19 protein-coding genes are annotated in these 21,321 nt (G+C 38.6%); 7 read left to right on the top strand and 12 right to left on the bottom strand.

What is annotated here, in order from left to right:
- Positions 1-41: 41 nt before the first annotated feature.
- The 11 genes from dnaG to rsgA form a co-directional block, all read right to left on the bottom strand.
- The gene (gene dnaG, locus OQX63_RS22560) at positions 42-2,021 is read right to left on the bottom strand and encodes a DNA primase (RefSeq protein WP_265853055.1); all 1,980 of its coding nucleotides are present in this window, start codon (positions 2,019-2,021) and stop codon (positions 42-44) included.
- 286 nt (positions 2,022-2,307) lie between these two features.
- The gene (locus OQX63_RS22565) at positions 2,308-2,583 is read right to left on the bottom strand and encodes a GIY-YIG nuclease family protein (RefSeq protein WP_322974550.1); all 276 of its coding nucleotides are present in this window, start codon (positions 2,581-2,583) and stop codon (positions 2,308-2,310) included.
- 215 nt (positions 2,584-2,798) lie between these two features.
- A complete protein-coding gene (locus OQX63_RS22570; RefSeq protein WP_265853056.1) occupies positions 2,799-3,458 on the bottom strand; it encodes an SGNH/GDSL hydrolase family protein in 660 nt (219 codons plus the stop codon).
- A gap of 18 nt (positions 3,459-3,476) precedes the next feature.
- Positions 3,477-5,045 (bottom strand): serine hydrolase, encoded by a 1,569-nt coding sequence (locus tag OQX63_RS22575; protein ID WP_265853057.1) that lies wholly within the window; start codon positions 5,043-5,045, stop codon positions 3,477-3,479.
- Positions 5,046-5,104: 59 nt separating this feature from the next.
- Positions 5,105-6,046 carry a hypothetical protein gene (locus tag OQX63_RS22580; RefSeq protein ID WP_265853058.1) on the bottom strand — a complete coding sequence of 314 codons (942 nt, stop codon included), beginning with the start codon at positions 6,044-6,046 and terminating at the stop codon, positions 5,105-5,107.
- Positions 6,047-6,163: 117 nt separating this feature from the next.
- Positions 6,164-7,348, bottom strand: a complete 1,185-nt coding sequence (locus OQX63_RS22585) for a M20 metallopeptidase family protein (RefSeq protein WP_265853059.1) — start codon at positions 7,346-7,348, stop codon at positions 6,164-6,166.
- A complete protein-coding gene (locus OQX63_RS22590; protein ID WP_265853060.1) occupies positions 7,335-7,778 on the bottom strand; it encodes an SPOR domain-containing protein in 444 nt (147 codons plus the stop codon). The genes OQX63_RS22585 and OQX63_RS22590 overlap by 14 nt, the downstream gene beginning before the upstream one ends.
- 259 nt (positions 7,779-8,037) lie before the next feature.
- Positions 8,038-11,514 (bottom strand): preprotein translocase subunit SecA, encoded by a 3,477-nt coding sequence (locus OQX63_RS22595; RefSeq protein ID WP_265853061.1) that lies wholly within the window; start codon positions 11,512-11,514, stop codon positions 8,038-8,040.
- Between the two features lie 134 nt (positions 11,515-11,648).
- Positions 11,649-11,948 (bottom strand): hypothetical protein, encoded by a 300-nt coding sequence (locus OQX63_RS22600; protein WP_265853062.1) that lies wholly within the window; start codon positions 11,946-11,948, stop codon positions 11,649-11,651.
- 165 nt (positions 11,949-12,113) lie between these two features.
- Complete coding sequence (locus tag OQX63_RS22605; RefSeq protein ID WP_265853063.1) at positions 12,114-13,067, bottom strand: Smr/MutS family protein; 954 nt, start codon at positions 13,065-13,067, stop codon at positions 12,114-12,116.
- A 97-nt stretch (positions 13,068-13,164) separates the two neighbouring features.
- Complete coding sequence (gene rsgA / locus OQX63_RS22610) at positions 13,165-14,085, bottom strand: ribosome small subunit-dependent GTPase A (protein WP_265853064.1); 921 nt, start codon at positions 14,083-14,085, stop codon at positions 13,165-13,167.
- Positions 14,086-14,283: 198 nt separating this feature from the next.
- On the opposite strand from rsgA, the gene fumC reads away from it, so the two are divergent.
- The 6 genes from fumC to OQX63_RS22640 all read left to right on the top strand — a co-directional run bounded on the left by fumC (position 14,284) and on the right by OQX63_RS22640 (position 18,961).
- Positions 14,284-15,681: a class II fumarate hydratase gene (fumC, locus tag OQX63_RS22615; protein ID WP_265853065.1), complete on the top strand. Its 1,398-nt coding sequence runs from the start codon at positions 14,284-14,286 to the stop codon at positions 15,679-15,681.
- A gap of 138 nt (positions 15,682-15,819) precedes the next feature.
- Positions 15,820-16,179, top strand: coding sequence for a hypothetical protein (locus OQX63_RS22620; RefSeq protein WP_265853066.1), 360 nt, complete (start codon positions 15,820-15,822; stop codon positions 16,177-16,179).
- Entirely contained in the window at positions 16,172-16,687 is a 516-nt protein-coding gene (locus tag OQX63_RS22625) for a fumarate hydratase (RefSeq protein ID WP_265853067.1), read from the top strand. Before OQX63_RS22620 ends, OQX63_RS22625 begins: the two co-directional genes overlap by 8 nt.
- 2 nt (positions 16,688-16,689) lie before the next feature.
- Positions 16,690-17,496 (top strand): S1/P1 nuclease, encoded by an 807-nt coding sequence (locus OQX63_RS22630; protein ID WP_265853068.1) that lies wholly within the window; start codon positions 16,690-16,692, stop codon positions 17,494-17,496.
- A 218-nt stretch (positions 17,497-17,714) separates the two neighbouring features.
- Entirely contained in the window at positions 17,715-18,149 is a 435-nt protein-coding gene (locus OQX63_RS22635; protein WP_265853079.1) for a low molecular weight protein-tyrosine-phosphatase, read from the top strand.
- A 44-nt stretch (positions 18,150-18,193) separates the two neighbouring features.
- The gene (locus OQX63_RS22640) at positions 18,194-18,961 is read left to right on the top strand and encodes a ThuA domain-containing protein (RefSeq protein WP_265853069.1); all 768 of its coding nucleotides are present in this window, start codon (positions 18,194-18,196) and stop codon (positions 18,959-18,961) included.
- Between the two features lie 68 nt (positions 18,962-19,029).
- On the opposite strand, the gene OQX63_RS22645 is transcribed toward OQX63_RS22640, so the two are convergent.
- Complete coding sequence (locus OQX63_RS22645; RefSeq protein ID WP_265853070.1) at positions 19,030-19,704, bottom strand: hypothetical protein; 675 nt, start codon at positions 19,702-19,704, stop codon at positions 19,030-19,032.
- Positions 19,705-19,868: 164 nt separating this feature from the next.
- On the opposite strand from OQX63_RS22645, the gene OQX63_RS22650 reads away from it, so the two are divergent.
- Complete coding sequence (locus OQX63_RS22650; protein ID WP_265853071.1) at positions 19,869-21,320, top strand: alpha-L-fucosidase; 1,452 nt, start codon at positions 19,869-19,871, stop codon at positions 21,318-21,320.
- The last annotated feature ends 1 nt before the right edge of the window (position 21,321 follow it).

The following is a 21,321-nucleotide window of genomic DNA, read 5'->3' on the forward strand; positions in this document are numbered from 1 at the left end:
CGAGATGACGAAATCTCTACAGGACTCCAGTCATTTGTAATTTACTTAACAATAACAGAACCCAGAAATTTAGAGATCTCTCTTTCTACACCTTTAATCACCCCATAACGCTGCATCAAAATCATTTGGTTATCCTCGTTCTTTTCTTCTTTAATTTCTTTCAACAAGTTCATTAATATCTTCTCAACCTTACGCTTTTTAAGGTGAAAAATACCGCCCAAAATGGTTGCTTTTAAATTCATCGATTCATCTTTAACATAGATAAGATGTTTATTTAACCAGTTTTCACTTAAAGCATACTCAGAAGTAGAAAGTGTAATGGCAAGATCGGCAATGTCCCGATCTTCATGTTTAACAAAGTGGTTCGAAGTTGGTAATCTGCCGTTGTCGATTTCAGATTTATAATAATCGATAATTCTCTTGCAAAGCGGATCATCAAATTCTACATCACTCAGATTCTGCATGATAAATGGACCAATGTACATATCATCAATTTTATCCCAGTTTACAAATTCGTGTCCGTAAGCCAATAATAACCGCACAATTTCCTTTTCCTGATGCTCATTTTCCTCTACAGGCTGTTCGTAACCCGTTGGGCCGGCACTATCATCCCACAAATCATCCGGCGGACCAAGCGGCTCAGGTGCACCTGAAGCATATGGTTTTGGACTTGAGGAAGGAGTTGCCCGCTGGTTATTATCAAAGCTTTTTTTAAGCTTTGCCGAGCGCATTTTATTGAGTTCGCTCAATAAAATGTGTTCTTCAATTTCGAGCAAACTGCTACACTCACGGATAAAAACCGAAGCTTTGATAGGATCAGGAATTTTAGCAATACTTTCTACAATATCCCGGATAATACCTGCACGTTTGATCGGATCGTTACCGGCGTCCTTAAGCAGCACATTTGCTTTGTAAAGAATAAAATCTTTTCTATTCTGCTCCAGGTAGGTTTTAAATGCGCCAGCTCCCACATGATGCATATAAGAATCAGGGTCGTGACCATCAGGGAAGGAAACAATCTTCACATTCAGACCTTCTTCCAAAATCATATCCAAACCACGGAGGGAAGCTTTAATACCCGCAGCATCACCATCAAATAGAATGGTAATATTCTGGGTAAAACGTCCAATCAGTTTAATTTGCTCTACCGTTAACGAAGTACCGGAAGAGGCCACTACGTTTTCTATGCCGGCCTGATGGACGGAAAGTACATCTGCATAACCTTCGGCCAGATAACAGTTATCTAAATCTCGGATAGCCTTTTTGGCATGAAATAAGCCATAAAGTACATTCGACTTGTGATAAATTTCGCTTTCAGGAGAATTTACATATTTAGGTACATTTTTATCTGTTTTTAGGGTTCTTCCTCCAAAACCAATAATCCGACCGGTAAAATTGTGAATGGGAAACATCACACGTCCGCGGAAACGGTCGTAAATTTTCCCATTATCATTTTTGATTGATAAACCAGTGGCTTCTAAAAATTCTAATTTATGCCCTGCATTGGTTGCGCTTTGTGTCATCGCATCCCAAACATCCGGAGAATAACCAACCTCGAATTTTTTTAGGATATCTTCTCTAAAACCACGCTCTTTAAAATAGCTCAGGCCTATACCCCTGCCCTCGTCTGTTTCCCAAAGCTGTTTCACGAAGAATGCAGCAGCATACTGCGAAACTATGTAAAGGCTTTCTTTAGCGCTTTGTGCTTCGGCAGCCTCTGGAGAAAGTTCGGCCTCCTCTACTTCTATATTGTATTTATTGGCTAAAAACTTAAGTGCTTCCGGATATGAATATTTTTCATGATCCATAATAAAGCGCACCGAATCGCCCCCTTTACCGCAGCCAAAACATTTGTAAATGCCTTTAGTTACAGATACGTGAAACGAAGGTGTTTTTTCCCCATGGAAAGGGCAATTACCAATTAAACTGGTTCCGCGTTTTTTTAAGTGCACAAAATCCCCAACTACCTCCTCAATACGGGCGGTATCCATTATCTTATCTATTGTTTCGCGGTTTATCATACTTATATTGTTGTCATTGCGAGGAGGCACGACGAAGCAATCTTTTTTGCTATTTTTATTTTAAACTGTTTTTACCTGCAGGAAAGATTGCTTCACTCCATCGCACATTCCCTTTCTTCAGTTCGCAATGACGATACAAATTCGTCATTGCGAGGAGGCACGACGAAGCAATCTTTTTTGCTATTTTTATTTTAAACTGTTTTTACCTGCAGGAAAGATTGCTTCACTCCATCGCACATTCCCCTTCTTCAGTTCGCAATGACGATATTTTTAATCGCAATGACCTTCACCATTCCTTTACTAACTCCCATAAATCCTCCCATTCAGGATTCATGGATTCTATTAACTTTATCTTTTTTTTCCGACTTCCACCTTTAATTCTCTTTTCTTCTGCAATTGCTTCCTCAATTGAATCATAAGAACAAAAATAAACCAATTTATCTGTATTGTATTTAGCAGAAAAAGATTTGGGATACTCCTTGTCTTTATGTTCTTTTACCCTAAACATAATATCTGAAGTAACTCCAGTATATAAAGTGGTATGGGTAAAATTAGTAATGATTTAGATTGTTCCACCTCTTTCCATATTACATTTTAAATTTACCGCTAAACAGGAAAGATTGCTTCACTCCAACACACTTTCCCTTTCTTCTGTTCGCAATGACGAATCGGCTTGTTTAACCACAAAGATAACAGAGAAAAAACACAGAGAACACAGAGAAAATTTCTTTGTGTTCTTTGCGAAATGCTTTGCGGGCTCTGCGGTTTAAAAACCTATTATTTAACCAAAGGCAATAACTGATCGGCTACCAATTTATTACCGGTTTCGTTTAGGTGTACCCTATCAACGGTTAAAATACCTTTTTCTTTATCTTCCGGATTATTCTTTGCTTCATATCCGGCAAAAATCTTTCTTAAATCACATACCGGAAGATTATTTTTAGCAGCCAATGTTCTGATACCTTCCGCATATTTATTTAAATCGGCATCTAAATCATTGGTACCATCTTTTTTCTCGCCAACAACTGAAGGGGTAACCAACACCACTTTGCTGCCAGCACCCTGAATTTTATTAATCAAAGCCTGATAGAACTTTAAATATTTATCATAATCAGTCCCGGTATGAGAAGATTGTTTATGCCAAACATCGTTAATACCTACATAAATAACGACCAAATCTGGTTTCTTGTTCAAAACATCATCTTCTAAACGTAAATAAAGATCATAAACCTTATTGCCGCCTATACCCGCACCAATGATGTCGTATTTTGTAGAATCAAGTGATTTTTTAATCAGGGTTACGTAGCCGTTTTTAGAAACACCCTGTTGGGTAATCGAATCGCCGAAAAAGATAATTCGTTTTGGTTTAAATGTCATTGAGGTTAATGCAATTAAGCAAAAGCTTAGTAAAATACTCGTTTTTATTACTGTTTTCATCGTGTATAATTGGTTAGGTTATTTTTTATCGGTCTTTTTAAAATCCAGGTCCTGAAAATCGAAACTGAAATCGGTTAATGGAGAAATGGCTTCTATCTTAAAACCATCAGCCAGGGCATTGTTATCTAAACTGAAATTAACAAAGGCATCAGCGTCTAAACTTCTGTCGTACCATTTTACAATAAAGGTATTTCCTTTGTAGTAGGTCATATCGCCTTTGATTTTTGGCGAATTTTTAGCCTGAAAATGCATTTTACCTTTTACTTCACTTATGGTGACTTCGCCAAACCACGAATCATGGAAAGTACCGTAGTAGTTTTTACTATCGGGTTTTGCAGTTGATAATTTTTGTTGAGCTGCAATATCATTCCAAACTTTAGCCACCATTTCATCGGCCTGTTTTTCATTCCGAAGCCTGTTATCATTATAAGTTTTAATTCTATCCTGTCCTTTAATGCCAAGGTAACCGTCTTTTATCGAATTGGTAATGGCATTAAATGCGGCACCAGACTGCTGATTTGTTAACACGATGATCCCTAGTTTCAGTTCAGGAAGAATGGTTACCTGCGTTACAATACCGGATAAACCACCGGTATGTGTCGCCTGGAAATTACCGTTCACGTTGCTCAAAAACCATCCTAAACCATAACTGCTAAAAGCTGCCGGATTACCCCCTGCAATAATGGTTTGCGGGGTCCAGAGTTCTCTTGCCACAGCAGGACTGAATAACTTTTTATCCAGGGTTTCGCCATATTTACCACCGTTGATCATCGCCATTACCCATTTACTCATATCGGTAACGTTTGAGTAAATACCTCCTGCTGCATTTGCAATTTCGCCAAAGCTTAGTCCTACTGGAAGCAGTTTACCTTCGTAAGGCGCATGACCATCAATAACATTTGATTTATCTTTTAAACGGTACCATGAAGCAGCAGTTTTTGTCATGCCTAATGGCTTAATGATTCTTCCTTCTATAAAATCTTCGTAAGTGATTCCTGAAACCCTAGCTACCACTTCCCCGGCAACAATGTACATCAGGTTATCATAATCGTATTTAGTACGGAAAGAGGAAACCGGCTTTAAGTACCGTAAATTGTGAATGAGCTGCTTTTTATCTACCGTTGAAGAATCCGGCCAGATCATTAAATCACCTGCACCTAAACCTAAACCACTGCGGTGCGTCAGCAGGTCGCGGATGGTAAACTCGCTGGTTACATAGGCATCGTACATTTTAAATTCAGGAATTACATCCGTCACTTTTGTATCCCAGGTAATTTTCTTTTCATCAACCAGCATACCTAAAGCGGCCGCGGTGAAAGCTTTTGTATTTGAGGCTACGCCAAAAAGGGTATTTTCATCAACCTTTTTATTGGTTTTGATGGAACTTACACCATAACCTTTTAAATGGATAATTTTGCCATCCTTAATTACAGAAACGGCAATACCGGGAACATTAAAGGTACTTAACGTTTTTTCGACCACACTATCGATCTGTTTTGAAGTGAGTACCTGTGCATGCACCTGGATGTTCAAAAACAGTGATAAAGCAATGGATATTTTGAATTTTAAGGAAGATAAGAGTTGCATATTGGTGGTTTTAAATAATCGTTTAAAGATAATAAATCTTTTAGGCGATAACTGAATCCCTATTTGCCCTTTTCGAGTTTATAATCTTTGTGTACGATTAAAAAACTTGCTCTTTCTTCTTTTTTGAAAGGATAATCCCAGTTACCCTGGTAGGTAATTTTTGTTGGTAATTTATCGTCTCCGAAATAACCCATCTCTATATTCATCTGCACATCAAAATCAAACAGCATATTGCTATATTTCATATCAACATAACGACCAAGAATATTAAAATTCCGTTTATCAAAAATGGTCACCAGTTCTTTGATCATGACCCCATCTTTTGTCCAGCTGCTTAAATCAGGCTTAACGGAAACCTTAAAACGGTACACGGGGATAGAATCAAGATAAGTACCGCTGGTAAAGCCATAATCATAATATTGGCGCATATTGGCCGAGAATATTTCAGTCTTACTTCCAATAAAAGGCACCTTTACTGGACGGCCAGGATTAAAGATTAACGTTTTAAGCTTATCCTTATAACTTTCGTTCGTTCCGCCTTTTCCATCAGGTTTGGGTGCATTGGGTACAAAATCAGTGTTGTAAGCATTCATAAAAATGTAATCAAACATTTCTACCGTATATAACTGGTATTTCCCGTTTCTTTTATAAATTTTCCCCGTATCCTGTTTTACCAGATACTCCATTTTATAGGGACCATTGTTATTATGGCGGATTTTACGGTAGATTTTTCCATCTACCTTATTCTTTTTATCGTAACTGTAAATCCGGTTCTCGGCAATGAAAGTATAACGTTTCATATCCCTAAACGACTGATAAAAGGACGTATCGTACATCACCTTTCTGATAAATGTTTCTACATTCAACTTTTCGGCCTTAATATTTACAGCAGAGTCGAGTACAATGGTTTTAATTGTATCCGGATTAAAGCGGTTGATTTCTTGCGCAAAACCTCTATAAAAGAGCGATGTTAACAGTAAAAACAGAAAGACTTTTTTCATGCAGGTAAGGTATGTAAAATGGAAAATGTGGGATGGAAAATGTAAAACGGATGATTGAAGATAAATGATGGATCTTGAACTCCCATCATCCATCTTACTTATTTACATCTTACATCATTAATTTCCTAATTGTTTTAAAGCGATATAAGCCATTAATCCGGTTGATATTTTCAAGGCATCTTCATCCACATCAAATCTTGGCGTATGCACCGAGTATTGCGTATCTTTTGCTGCGTTCCCAGTACCTAAACGATAAAAACAGGCATCTGTTACCTGCGAGTAAAAAGAAAAATCTTCGGCAGCCATCCAGATATCTAAATCTATTACATTTTCTTTACCCAAAAACTCCTCTGCAAAGGCTCTTGCATTTGCGGTTAGCTTTTCTTCGTTGATCAAAAATGGATAACCTCTGTGAATGTCAAAATCGCAGCTTCCGCCCATACTTTCGGCAATACCTTCTGCCATTTTTTTCATGCGTTTATGTGCTTCGTCTCTCCAGTTTTCATCCAAGGTTCTAAATGTACCTTCAATTTTTACCTCGTTAGGGATAATATTGGTTGCACCATTGGCCGTTACTTTACCAAAAGACAGGACTGATGGAATACGTGGATCTGCATTGCGACTTACGATCTGCTGCAATGCAATAATGATATGTGAAGCAATTACAACAGGATCAATATTTTGATGTGGCTGTGCGCCATGACCACCTTTTCCGGTTACGGTAACATAAAGTTCGTCTGTTGAAGCCATGTAAATACCAGAACGGAAACCAACTTTACCGGCATCAATTAATGGCATTACATGCTGACCAACGATATGATGTGGTTTTGGATTTTCGAGCACACCTTCTTTAATCATAATACTCGCTCCACCGGGCAAAAGTTCTTCAGCAGGCTGAAAGATAAGTTTAATGGTTCCCCCGAAATCATCTTTCATTTGATTTAGGATATAAGCTGTTCCTAAAAGCGAAGAGGTATGCACATCATGTCCGCAGGCATGCATTACACCATGGTTTTTGGACCGATAGGGCTTGTCGTTTGCCTCGTGGATGGGTAATGCATCCATATCGGCACGTAAGGCAATAACTTTATCAGATGGCAGGTTGCCTTTAATTAAACCCACTACACCTGTATTGGCACAGTCGGTATATTCAATTCCCCATTTTTTTAATTTGTCTTTAATGAATAATGAAGTCTCGAATTCTTTAAAAGATAACTCTGGATTGGCATGAATATGTTGACGATAAGCTACTACATCATTAAAAATGTGAGCGGCCAGTTCCTGTACTTTATTTTTGATCATTGGTTGTTGTGGTATCTAAAGTTGGTGCATTTATCTTTTCCCTAAAAATAAAAAGTGTAGGAAAGGTTGGTCGAAGTTCGTTAATCAGGCGCTGAGCCTCCAGGCGGCTTCTAAAATCGCCTACCCGAACATAATAATTAGGTTCTTTATAAGTAAGGTAAGTATTTAACTGAGGATACATTCCTTTAAAACGTGCCTGTTGGTTAAAAACCTCACGCCGGTCTGAACCGTAAAAAATCTGCACGCGGTAACCATAGGATGAAACGATCGGTTTGCCCGGTTTTACCTCACCCGACGTTTTGTAAACCTCAAGCCGCTTGGCAATTAAACTATCAATTAAAGGGTCTTTTATAACGGTTACTTCGCCCTTCTGTGCAAAAGCAGTTATGGTAAGAAGCAGGCAGGATATAAAAGTTAATGTTGTTTTCATGGGCAAAATAATTGGCATTTGATGAGCGGATGTATTGTCTCATACTTCTTAACAACAAGAATGCCGAAATCGTTGCAAAAATCGGCATTCTTTATGGGTTAAGCAAATCGTTATTATTTGGGAGATTTCGGTTCGTCATTTCGAGCGGAGCGCAGCGAAGTCGAGAAATCTTTTAAATAGTTAATTTGAGAATTAAAAATTTAGTTACAAAAAAAGCCTCAACATTTGTTGAGGCTTAGTAAAGCACTGTAGATCTTGATTATAAATTCGCGCCGTGGCAGTTTTTGTACTTTTTACCGCTACCGCATGGGCAAGGTTCGTTTCTACCAACCGTTGCTTCTTTGCGGATGGGCTGCTGCGGAACAGCTTCACGTGTATCGCCAAACTCAATTCCTGGCTCTTCTCTTCCAAACTCTTGTTTAGTAGTTTGTAGCTTTGGCTGTTTAACCAGAGCTGGTGCTTCTCTTACCTGATCTGGCTCTTGCTGAACCGGGATACCGCCTTTATATAAGAAACTCACCACCTCTTTATTCACTGCATTAAGCATGTTTTTAAATAGGTTGAAAGCTTCCATTTTATAAATTACCAACGGATCTTTTTGCTCATAAACCGCATTTTGTACCGATTGCTTCAAATCGTCCATTTCGCGTAAATGTTCTTTCCAGCTATCATCAATTAAAGCTAAAACAATGGTTTTTTCGAATGAACGAACCACCTCTTTTCCTTTATTATCAATAGCTTTCTTTAAATCAACAGCTACCTGAATACCACGGATACCATCAGTAAATGGAACCACTATCTGTTCGATATGCTCTCCGCGCTCTTCATAAACCTGGGTTAATACAGGTAGCGATTGCTGAATAATGGCTTCTGATTTACGTGCATAAAATGCTTCTGCTTCTTCAAATAACTTTTCGGTTAACTGAGGAATACTGGTTGAAGAGAATTCTTTTTCGGTAATCTCCGTATCTAAAGAGAAGTTTTTGATTACTTCCAGTTTGAAACCATCATAATTTGCTTCTTGTTTATATTCGCTCACAATGTCTTCAGCAACATCGAAAACCATATTGTTCATATCCACATCTAAACGTTCGCCAAATAAAGCATTTTTACGTTTAGCATAAATAACTGTACGTTGCGAGTTCATCACATCATCGTACTCCAATAAACGTTTACGGATACCAAAGTTGTTTTCTTCTACCTTTTTCTGTGCACGCTCAATAGATTTAGTGATCATAGAGTGTTGGATCACCTCACCATCTTCGATCCCCATACGCACCATGATACTAGAAATACGCTCTGAACCAAATAAACGCATTAAGTTATCTTCCAATGAAACGAAGAACTGTGAAGACCCTGGATCACCCTGACGACCTGCACGACCACGCAACTGCCTATCTACACGGCGTGATTCGTGACGCTCGGTACCTACAATAGCTAAACCACCAGCTTCCTTAACACCCGCACCCAGTTTAATATCGGTACCACGACCAGCCATATTGGTTGCAATGGTTACTGTTCCGGCCTGACCAGCTTCGGCAACGATATCGGCCTCTCTCTGGTGCATTTTAGCGTTCAATACATTGTGTTTGATACCGCGGAGTTTTAGCATACGGCTTAATAACTCAGAAATCTCTACAGATGTGGTACCCACCAATACCGGACGGCCAGCTTTTGGCTCCAATTGTCCTGTTTCAGGATTAACTGCGGGAATTAACGCCCCTTTAGCATCCAATTTAGGTACAGCTCTGCCTGTTTGATCGTATTTAACAACGGGTTTACCATCTTTCTGTTTTACATTCCCTTCTTTATCTGTTTCATATTCTGTTTCGTAATGAGAATACGGGAAAACCAGGTATTGTATTTCTGCAGCAACGGCATTATATTTTTCGCGAACGGTACGGTAAACGTAATCTTGCTCATCAATTCTCGAAATATTTCTGTTGGTTGGAATTTCTACCACATCCAATTTATAGATTGACCAAAACTCGCCAGCTTCTGTAGTTGCAGTACCCGTCATACCGCAAAGTTTGTGGTACATACGGAAATAGTTCTGTAAGGTTACGGTTGCATAAGTTTGAGTCGCATCTTCAACCTTTACATTTTCTTTAGCCTCAATTGCCTGGTGTAAACCATCAGAGTAACGGCGGCCATCCATAATACGACCTGTTTGCTCATCAACAATTTTGATTTTTCCTTCGTCGATGATGTATTCCACATCAATTTCGAATAAGGTATATGCTTTTAACAATTGGTTAACCGAGTGGATGCGTTCTGCTTTAACAGAGTAATCGCGCATTAAAGCATCTTTTTGCACTACCTTTTCTTCTAAAGGAAGGTCAGATTTTTCAAGCTCTGCAATTTCTGTACCTACATCTGGCAATACGAAAAAATGAGGATCTTCACCCGATTGGGTGATCAATTCAATACCTTTTTCAGTTAATTCAACCTGGTTATTCTTCTCATCGATATAGAAATACAATTCAGAATCTACCTTTGGCATATTCTTAGATTGATCTGCCATGTAGTGGTTTTCAGTTTTTAACAACAAACCACGAATACCGGTTTCACTTAAAAACTTGATTAAAGCTTTGTTTTTTGGCAAACCACGGTATGCACGCAATAAGGCTAAACCACCTTCGCCTTCTTCGGTTCCGCTGTTACCTGCATTAATTAATTTTTTAGCCTCGTTTAACGCTTGCGTTACATACGCTTTTTGTGCATTAACCAAGCGCTCAATGCGTGGTTTTAACTCATAAAACTCATGCTCATCGCCACGTGGAATCGGACCAGAAATAATTAAAGGGGTACGGGCATCATCAATTAAAACAGAATCGACCTCATCCACCATTGCAAAATGCAGTTTGCGCTGTACCAATTGATCTGGTGTTTGCGACATATTGTCACGCAGGTAATCGAACCCGAACTCATTATTGGTTCCGTAAGTAATATCCGCAGCATAAGCTTTTCTTCTTTCTTCAGAGTTTGGCTCATGCTTATCAATACAATCAACACTTAAACCGTGGAATTCGAATAAAGGACCATTCCACTCACTATCACGACGGGCCAGGTAATCATTCACCGTTACAATATGTACACCTTGTCCGGCCAATGCGTTTAAATAAGCCGGCAACGTACTTACCAGGGTTTTACCCTCACCGGTAGCCATTTCGGCAATTTTACCGCTGTGCAATACAATACCACCAATCAACTGTACATCATAATGTACCATGTTCCAGGCTACCTCTGTTCCGGCAGCATCCCATTTATTAGCCCATTGTGCTTTATCGCCAACAATTTTAACATTGTTTTTTCTTGCAGCATAATCTCTATCAAACTGGGTTGCGGTAACTTCTAAATAATCATTTTCACTTAATCGGCGTGAAGTTTCTTTAATCGTTGCAAAAGCTTCAGGAAGGATTTCCAAAAGCACTTTTTCCAGTTCAGCATCGCGGTCTTTACCTAAAGCATCAACCTGATCATAAATTGCTGTTTTTTGGTGAAGATCTAATTCTTCGCTCTCTGCTTCAGCTTTTAATGCCGAAATTTTCTCATCAATATCGGCTAAAAAAGCGGAAATCCTTTCTTTAAATTCTATGGTTTTACCACGTAACTCGTCGTTGCTTAAGGCAGATAGTTTACTGTAGTGTTCGTTAATTTTAACCACTAATGGCTGTATAGCCTTTATATCTCTTTCTGATTTACTTCCGAAAATCTTCGCTAAAAATCCTAACATTATGTTCTAAATCGTATTTATTATTAAAAAAATGGGTGTGTTACAACAACCAAGCCATTGTCAGCATTAAGTCAGTTTGGCAGGTGTTGGTATAATTGGGCTAAATCTTAAAAGATTTTTAAAGAGAAAGAGAACTAGGGACTATTGTTCTTTGGTTTTTTTCTGATGGTTAAATCAGCAATTACCTGATCTGCACTTACATATTTAGCAACTTTTATTGGAGCTTGTGTTCCAATTAAGGCTAATTTAGTGTATGATAATAAATAAGGATTACGGTCTTCATTTAGCTGAACAGAGGTCTTGCCGCCTGCATTAACACAAATGTTATGCTCACTACAGTACTCATTTAATATCTTTAGCCCCTCAACACGTTCGGCTTTTGCCAAATGCGTTAAGCTAAAAAATACAAGTGATATGGTAACGAGGTGTTTCATTAATTGCGGCAAAGCTAGTTTTAATCTTTTATAAAAAGAAATTACTGCCTTGCAAAAAGCGTACCCCAATTTTTCTGTTTTGTAGATTCTGAAACAAGTTCAGAATGACGGATCGCAAGGGGAAGACTTTCATTCATCTCCCACCTTACATTTCCCCCTCTTAAATTATTTAAATACCACCTCGGTGGCACCATAACCAAACTTTTCTTTTCTGGCATCCATATATGTTTTTACATGGGGGTTTTTACTGATCAGTTTATGGATTTTATCTCTTAAGGTGCCGTTACCCGAACCGTGGATAAAAACGATCTTATCAAAATGATGTACTATTGCAGCATCCATAGCCGTTTGAAAATGATTGATCTGGATCTGCAGCATTTCATCCGCTTCTAAAAAATGATGATCATCTCTTAGTTTTTCGATGTGCAGATCAATTTCTTTTTGTGGCGCTTCAACCGTTCTTTTTTCCTCCGACGACTTAAAAAAACTTTCTTTTAATTTCTGTGCATCAATGTTTACCGGCATCAGATCATCTAAACGGATCAACCAACCTTTATTTCTCAATTGAGGCAATTCCTTTTGTTCAGTACTAAAATCTTTTGCCCTGAACTTTTTACGGATCACCAATGGATCAATAGGTTTAACATCGGCTTTACTGAATACCAAAATCTGAAAATTAAATTCAGGCCAAAGATCAAGATCAGCCAATGATGCAGAATAAACTAAAATAGAGCCATAAGATTCAATTATCCCATGAAAGGCACCTGCATATTTTTCTTTACGCTGAGTGGTTAGGCTTAGCAATAAAATATTTGGAGAATGGTTTTGAAGGTGAAAATGCACTACATTACCCGCTTTATCATCGGTAGCAACCGCTAGATAAATACCATTTTCGATTTTGTTAACGCTCGGGATATTCACCTGGATGGGTTTAGGTGCATCTAATTCTTCAGCAACCACACCATGACCATGCACAGAGGTTAAATTACTCACCGCAACAGGTATCTCAAAACCATCTTCATCGGTAACACCCAAAGTTTGGCTATCGATAATTTTCGTTACATAACCTTCACGTTTTTCATCAACAAAACGCACAAAATCTCCCAGTTTAAATTTCATAACCCCTAAATCCCCTAAAAGGGGACATCTCCATATATTTATTATAATTATCTTATTTTCAATTTTAGCCTCTCATTCAGCTCCTTAGGCCTGGAGGCTAATGCCGCGTATCGTTACCATGATAAATGCTCAGGTAACTTTCATATCTCGACACTGCAATTTCACCTTCATTTACAGCTTCAATAACGGCACAGCCTGGTTCATTAATATGCCTGCAGTTATTAAAACGGCAATCGTGAGAAGTTTTAAAGATTTCCCTAAAAAAATGCCCCAATTCTTCTTTTTCGATATCGATTACACCCAATTCCCTGATGCCTGGCGAATCTACAATAAAACCACCTTGTGGCAGTTCGAACATTTCGGCAAAAGTAGTGGTATGCTGCCCCTTATCGCTCCAGTCAGAAACCTCGCCTGTCCTCAAATCCCGGTCAGGCATTAATGCATTGATCAGGCTAGATTTTCCTACGCCTGAATGCCCTGATATTAAGGTAATTTTATCCGTAATCAATTCCTGGATTATCGGAATATTAATGCCTTTTAAAGCGGAAACTTCGTAACAGGCATAGCCGATGTTTTCGTAGATATCTTTAAATTCCTGCAGAATTTCCAAGCCTTCCTTACTAAACAGATCGAGTTTATTAAATACCAATACAGCTGGTACATCATAGGCTTCTGCTGTAACCAAAAAGCGATCTATAAAACCTAAAGAGGTACGAGGTGAAGCGAGTGTAACCACCAGCATGGCCATATCTAAATTAGCAGCCAGTATCTGTGCCTGTTTGCTCAGGTTGATGGATTTGCGGATGATGTAATTTTTACGGGGCAGCATTTCGTTGATCAAACCCTGGTTGCTATCCTTTTCCAGGTCAAATTTAACCCTGTCGCCAACCGCAATCGGGTTGGTGGTTTTAAGCCCTTTAATCCTGAATTTGCCCACAATCCTGCAATCATAGCGTTCACCATTATCGGCCAAAACACTATACCAGCTCCCTGTAGATTTAATAACTAATCCCTGCATATTTGCGGTAAAGGTATGAATATGATTTCATTGGTAGAAGTGGCTGGCCAGGATAAAGTTTGTACATTAATGATGGGGAATAAAAAGGAATACAGACATTTCGGCAATATATTTTGTTATCCATTAAATATCTTACATAAATACAACGCTTTAAAAGTCAAAAAACCTAAATTTGCGACAACAAAAATCAAAAATATAATGAGTTTCAGAATAGAACACGATACCATGGGCGAGGTGCAGGTACCAGCCGACAAATACTGGGGTGCACAAACCGAACGCTCACGCAATAACTTTAAAATCGGTCCGGAAGGTTCGATGCCAAAAGAAATTATCCACGCTTTTGGATACCTGAAAAAAGCAGCTGCGCTTGCCAATACTGAACTTGGTGTATTATCGGCAGAAAAAGCAGAATTAATTGCAAAAGCTTGTGATGAAATTATTGCAGGGCAGCTGGATGATCAATTTCCTTTGGTAATCTGGCAAACAGGTTCGGGCACACAAAGTAACATGAATGGCAACGAGGTAATTGCAAACCGTGCCCATGTCATTAATGGTGGTTCGTTAGCTGACGATAAAAAAGTACTTCACCCAAATGATGATGTAAATAAATCACAATCATCAAACGATACTTACCCAACGGCAATGCACATTGCAGCCTATAAACTTACGGTAGAAAATACCATTCCGGGCTTAGAAAAACTAAGGAATACGTTATCTCAAAAAGTGGAAGAATTTAGTACGATTGTTAAAACAGGCCGTACGCACTTTATGGATGCAACCCCATTAACTTTAGGACAGGAATTTTCTGGCTATGTACAACAGATTGATAACAGCATCCGGGCCATTAAAAATGCTTTGGTTATGGTTGCAGAGCTGGCCTTAGGTGGCACTGCTGTTGGTACAGGCTTAAACACACCAAAAGGATACGATGTTTTAGTGGCTAAAAAAATTGCAGATTTAACCGGTTTGCCTTTTGTTACCGCTCCAAATAAATTTGAGGCACTGGCTGCACACGATGCCATGGTAGAACTTTCTGGTGCTTTGAAACGTACTGCAGTTGCTTTAATGAAGGTAGCCAATGATGTGAGAATGTTAAGTTCTGGCCCTCGTTGCGGTATTGGAGAAATCGTAATTCCAGATAATGAACCTGGATCGTCTATTATGCCCGGAAAAGTTAATCCTACGCAACCAGAGGCTTTAACTATGGTTTGCGCCCAGGTAATCGGTAACGATGTTGCAGTTTCAGTGGGTGGTATGAGTGGCCACTTCGAACTTAATGTATTTAAACCTTTAATTGCAGCCAATGTATTACAATCGGCACGCTTAATTGGCGATGCCTGCGTTTCTTTCACTGATAAATGTGCAGAAGGAATTACAGCTAACTTGCCAGAAATCGAGAAACATTTACAAAATTCTTTGATGTTGGTTACGGCTTTAAATCCACATGTAGGCTACGAAAATGCAGCTAAAATTGCGAAGAAAGCACATAAAGAAAATAAAACCTTAAAAGCAGCCGCTGTAGAGCTGGGATTATTAACCAATGAGCAGTTTGATGAGTGGGTACGCCCTGAAGATATGGTTGGAAGTTTGAAATAACCGAAGGAGATCGTCATTCCCAATTCAATTGGGAATCTTAAAGCATATTGCATTAAGATTCCCGCCTGCGCGGGAATGACGTTAATTTTAAAAATTACAGCACTAAATCAATACGGTTAATTAAAAAACACAGGTAATATGAATTCAATACTTTCTAACCTTTTAAGCTTGATATCCTTCATTCCACCTTGTGTTATATTTGGAACCTGCTGCTTTTTTTTAGTAAAAAAATCTTCTGTTGAAGCCATTTTAATGACTATTGGCTCGGGCATTAGCCTGCTTGTTACTATATTTTTTAGGTTTTTGCCATTAATGATGTCCGCCCAAAATTTAACTGCTACAGAAGTTTCAAAATACTATTCTTTTAGTGGCATTATTGGTTTTGTAGCTGGGATCTGTTTCGCTGCGGGATTTTTGATTTTTGTTATTAATACCGTTAAAAAGAATAAGGTCATCTCCGATCAGTTCCCCAAAAGCACAGATTATAACCATGAGTAAACCACAGTTAGGATTAAGGCTTTTTCCTATTTTCCTTTTAACATTATCCATCTTACATATAGCTTGTAGCCCGCGACCTAATGTACAGGGTAAAGGTGAAGATTTTATGCAAGGGGTTTGGAATGAAGATTCTGTTGCTTTTAGTCATAAATTGAGCAATTATACCCAACACCATTTCAAGTTTACCTGCGATTCGGTTTATATCGATATGGTTACCCATAGCAAAGTAAATTTTTACGAGGATTCTTGTTATAACGATGGTATTTGGAAAGAATATGCCAAAGGCGTATATGTAGTTAAAGGTGATACGCTATTTATAGGTGCAACCTTTACACACGCCAATTATAAACAAAAAATATCGGGTTGTTACCGTATCGGCCGATACGAAAAAAATTTCCTGATCAATAAAAAATCTGCTGATACATTATTATTAGAAAGTTTAAACGATCAGCGCGAAATTAAACTAACACTTAAAGAAAAAATTACCTGCGTACCTAAAGAATTATAAAAATGATTTTAACATCAATTAAACAGAAATTAACCATCGCTCTAACAGTGGGTTTTTTAGCCTATTTCCCGATTCAGGCAAACGCATGGGGCACCATTGGCCATCGTGTTGTTGGCGAAATTGCCGATAGTTATTTAAAAGCAAAAACCCGCAAGGCCATTCAAAGTATTTTAGGTTACGAAACTTTGGCCATGTCGGCCAATTGGGGCGATTTTATTAAATCTGATTCCACTTATAACTACATGTACAATTGGCATTTTGTCAATCTTCCGGCAGGATTAGATAAAAATGGTGTATATCAATTTTTGGAAACCGATAAAAAACCAAATCTTTACAACAAAATCCCTGACTTGATTGCCATTTTAAAGAAAACAAGTAGCACCGCTTCGGAAAAAAAACTGGCTTTGCGTATGTTGGTTCACCTGGCTGGAGATTTATGCCAACCTATGCATGTTGCCCGTAAGGAAGACCTGGGTGGTAACCGCGTTTCGGTATTATGGTTTAATGAGAAGTCAAATATCCACAGGGTATGGGACGAACAGTTGATCGAATACCAACAGTTGAGTTATACAGAATATGCGAAGGCAATTAATCACCCTTCGGCTATTCAATTAAGCAACTGGCAAAATACAAGTCTTAAAGATTGTATTTATGAATCGTACGGCATCTGCAATAAAATTTACGAAACTACTAAACCAGATGCTAAATTAAGCTATCGTTATAATTTTGACTGGGTTGATACTCTTAACGAGCAGTTATTAAAGGGTGGTGTGCGTTTAGCAAAAATGCTGAATGATATTTACGCATAAAGAATAAGTTTGTGATCGGAGAATTTTAATGAAATAAGTCCCTAAAACTTATCGTCATTGCGAGAAGGCTTTTTCAGCCGACGAAGCAATCTTTAAAGCCAAGAGCGCTGTTACGAAAGATTGCTTCGTCGTTCCTCCTCACAATGACGATTATTTTTATAGTAATCCATATTGGTAACCTTTCGAAAGACTATTGTTTATATTTAAAGTACAGTAAATTGAAAATTTTAATGGTTTGCCTCGGTAACATCTGCCGTTCGCCATTGGCTGAAGGCATTATGCGCCATCTGGCAGATGAACAACACTTAAATTGGGAAATCGCTTCAGCAGGAACGGGTAACTGGCACATTGGCCAGTCGCCAGACCACAGGAGTGTTTCTGCAGCCAAAGCGTTGGGTTACGATATCAGCAAACAAAAGGCGCAGCAGTTTAACCCTTCAATGTTCGATTATTATGACCTGATTTTGGTTATGGACAGAAACAATTTGGCTGATGTTAAAAGCCTGGCCAAAACAGATGAAGATCGAAAAAAGGTTAAACTTTTTCTTGATAACGGCGAAGTTACAGACCCTTACTGGGATAATGCGTTATTTAGCCCTGTTTGTAAACAGGTTGAGGAAAGATGTATGGAAATTATCAAACAACTTTCTTAAATTTAAAGCTTATAATCTATCATACTAACCAAGTCAAAGAAAAAATGAAAAAATACCTGTCCTTATGTTTATTAGTTGCAACAGTAATTCTATTTCAAAGCTATACCACGGCAAAGAAATCAGCAAAAGTTTTAGTTTTCTCCAAAACAAAGGGCTTTAGGCACAATTCCATCGAAACAGGAAAAGAAGTGATTCAAAAATTAGGTACTGAACATCACTTTGAAGTGGATACAACAGAAAATGCTGATGTTTTTACGGAAGAGAACTTAAAAAAATATGCTACTGTTATTTTCCTGAATACCACAGGCGATATTTTGGATGATAAACAACAGGTGGCTTTCGAAAGATACATCCAGGCTGGTGGCGGCTACGTAGGCATCCATGCGGCAACAGATACGGAATACGATTGGCCTTGGTATGGCAAATTGGCCGGTGCTTATTTTATAAGTCATCCAGCTGTTCAGGAAGCCAGATTTATTATCAAAGACAAAAAACACCCCGCTACAAAATTCCTTACCGATTCGGTATGGATGAGAAAAGATGAGTTGTATAATTTTAAGAATATTAACCCAGACATTAAAGTGCTGATTAACTTAGATGAGAAATCGTACACCGGCGGTAAAAATGGTGATTTCCATCCTTTTGCCTGGTACCACGATTTTGATGGCGGAAGAGCTTTTTATACCTGTATGGGCCATACTAAAGAAGGCTGGGCTGACGATAAATTTCAAAAGCACTTATGGGGAGGCATTGAATATGCCATAGGCGGGCAAAAAAAACTGGACTACAGTAAAGCCCACTCAAAGTTCTAAATAGTAGTTGGGCTTGTTGAAATTAACCAGCAAGCTCAACTTATCTATTATCTGAATAGCACAATATTTTAAGTGTTATTTTTTTTCAGGTTGCCCAAATAAATATAATTCAGCATACAGAAAGAAGCTACAGCCCCGAAAGTATGCCATAAAAAATGTGTACCAATACTTAATACATCCCACTTATCTGCAATACGGAAAGTTAAGGCAAAGATGAACGCAATTAATGCAAAGCCAACCCATTTGCCATTTTTCCACCCTGTTTTGATCAAATAGCCAAATACCGGAAACAAAACCAGCGCAGCCATAAAAGCATAATTGATATTGATAAAAATCTGAAAATCGCCATTGCTAAAAAGCCGTCGCACATAAAACTGAAAGATGGCATACACCGCTACAATTAAAACTGCAAAGTACCATTTGGTTAATTTGGAAAGAAAGTAAACACCGGCCGAAAGGCACAAAAGCATAATGGGCATCCAATCCATCATAATGAAGATTGGCCAACGCCGAAATCCATGGTAAGTAGTGCCTCCAATGCCACCGATATAGAGTAGCACCAATGCAATACTTAAGAAGGTATGCTGTTTAAAATTACCCCAGAGTTTAATGGTCCAATATACCGCTATAGCCAGGAAAAAACAACTTGTTAAGGTGTTAAAAGGTTCCGGAAACAACTGGTTCAAATTGGTTTCTGTATATACGGTACCTCCGTCGGGAGGATTCTGGTTAAAAGCAGTCATGTTTAATTAACGTATAGTGAAATTAAATGTTTGACGGATCGATGTAACACTCAAGATGTAAAAATAATTTCGCATTTACATTTCCAACAGGTTAAATATTGGTTAACACTTACCATGGGCAATGGTAATTATTTGTATTTTAGTTGAATCTAAGCTATAAGTATATGAAATCCGTATTGATCCTTTTTTTACTGCTTTCCACGGCTGTTTATGCCCAAACCCCTCCTCAACCTTATGGTGCCTTACCATCAAAAAGACAGTTGGCCTGGCATGAGGTTGAAGTTTATGGCATCATGCACTTTACACCAACAACTTTCGAAAATAAAGAGTGGGGCTTTGGTGATGCTGATCCTAAAACATTTAACCCAACAGATTTTAATGCCGATCAGATCATTAAAGCTGCTAAAGCAGGTGGTTTGAAAGGGATTGTTTTGGTTGCCAAACATCATGATGGCTTTGCTTTGTGGCCAACTAAAACTACAACATATAATATCAGCAAAAGCCCGTTTAGAGGAGGAAAAGGAAATTTAGTTAAAGAAGTAGAACAGGCAGTACGTAGAAACGGCTTAAAGTTTGGCGTTTACTGCTCGCCATGGGACAGGAATAATGCACGATATGGTACTGACAAATATCTGGCTATTTATCAGGCACAGTTAAAAGAACTTTATAGCAATTTTGGAGAACTTTTTATGAGCTGGCACGATGGCGCTAACGGTGGTGACGGCTACTATGGCGGCACGAGAGAAAAACGTTCAATAGACAATACCACCTATTACGATTGGAAAAATACTTGGGCCATTACACGCAAAATGCAACCAATGGCGAATATTTTTAGCGATATTGGTTTAGATATCCGATGGGTAGGTAATGAAGACGGACATGCCGCAGCAACCTCCTGGGCAACTTTTACCCCAATGGCACCGGATGGCAAAAGTGTAGCCGTACCCGGACAGGCAAACTACCCGCAAAGCCCCGAAGGAATTAGAAATGGAAAATTCTGGATGCCTGCAGAATGTGATGTCCCTTTAAGAAAAGGCTGGTTTTATCATCCTAACGAAAAGCCAAAAAGTCCGGAAGAATTGTTTGATCTGTATTTAAAAAGCGTTGGCCGTGGTGCAGGTTTAGATCTGGGTTTAGCACCCGATACCCGTGGTCAACTTCATGATGACGATGTTGCTGCACTGAAAACTTTTGGCGACATGGTTAAACATACTTTCGGGCACAACCTGGCCAAAAATGCATCAATCAAAGCAAGCAATAGCAGAGGCGAGAAGTATAACATTGCTACGTTGCTTGATGGCAATAGAGCGAGTTATTGGGCTACTCAAGACGCTGTCCACCAGGCAAGTTTAGAACTTGATTTAAAAACGCCTAAAACCTTTGATATCATCAGTTTACAAGAGTTTATTCCCTTAGGTCAGCGAATAGAGGCCTATACCATTGAAATATTTGAAAACAATGCCTGGAAAAAGGTTTATGATGGCACAAGTATTGGCGCAAAACGTTTGGTTAAACTGGATAACCCCGTTACAACCAACAAAGTAAAAATAAACATTACCAAATCGCCGGTTTGTATTACGCTGAGTGAAATCGGGCTCTACAAAAAAACTGGGTAAA

It is taken from the genome of Pedobacter sp. PF22-3 (assembly GCF_026239555.1).
GTDB lineage: Bacteria > Bacteroidota > Bacteroidia > Sphingobacteriales > Sphingobacteriaceae > Pedobacter.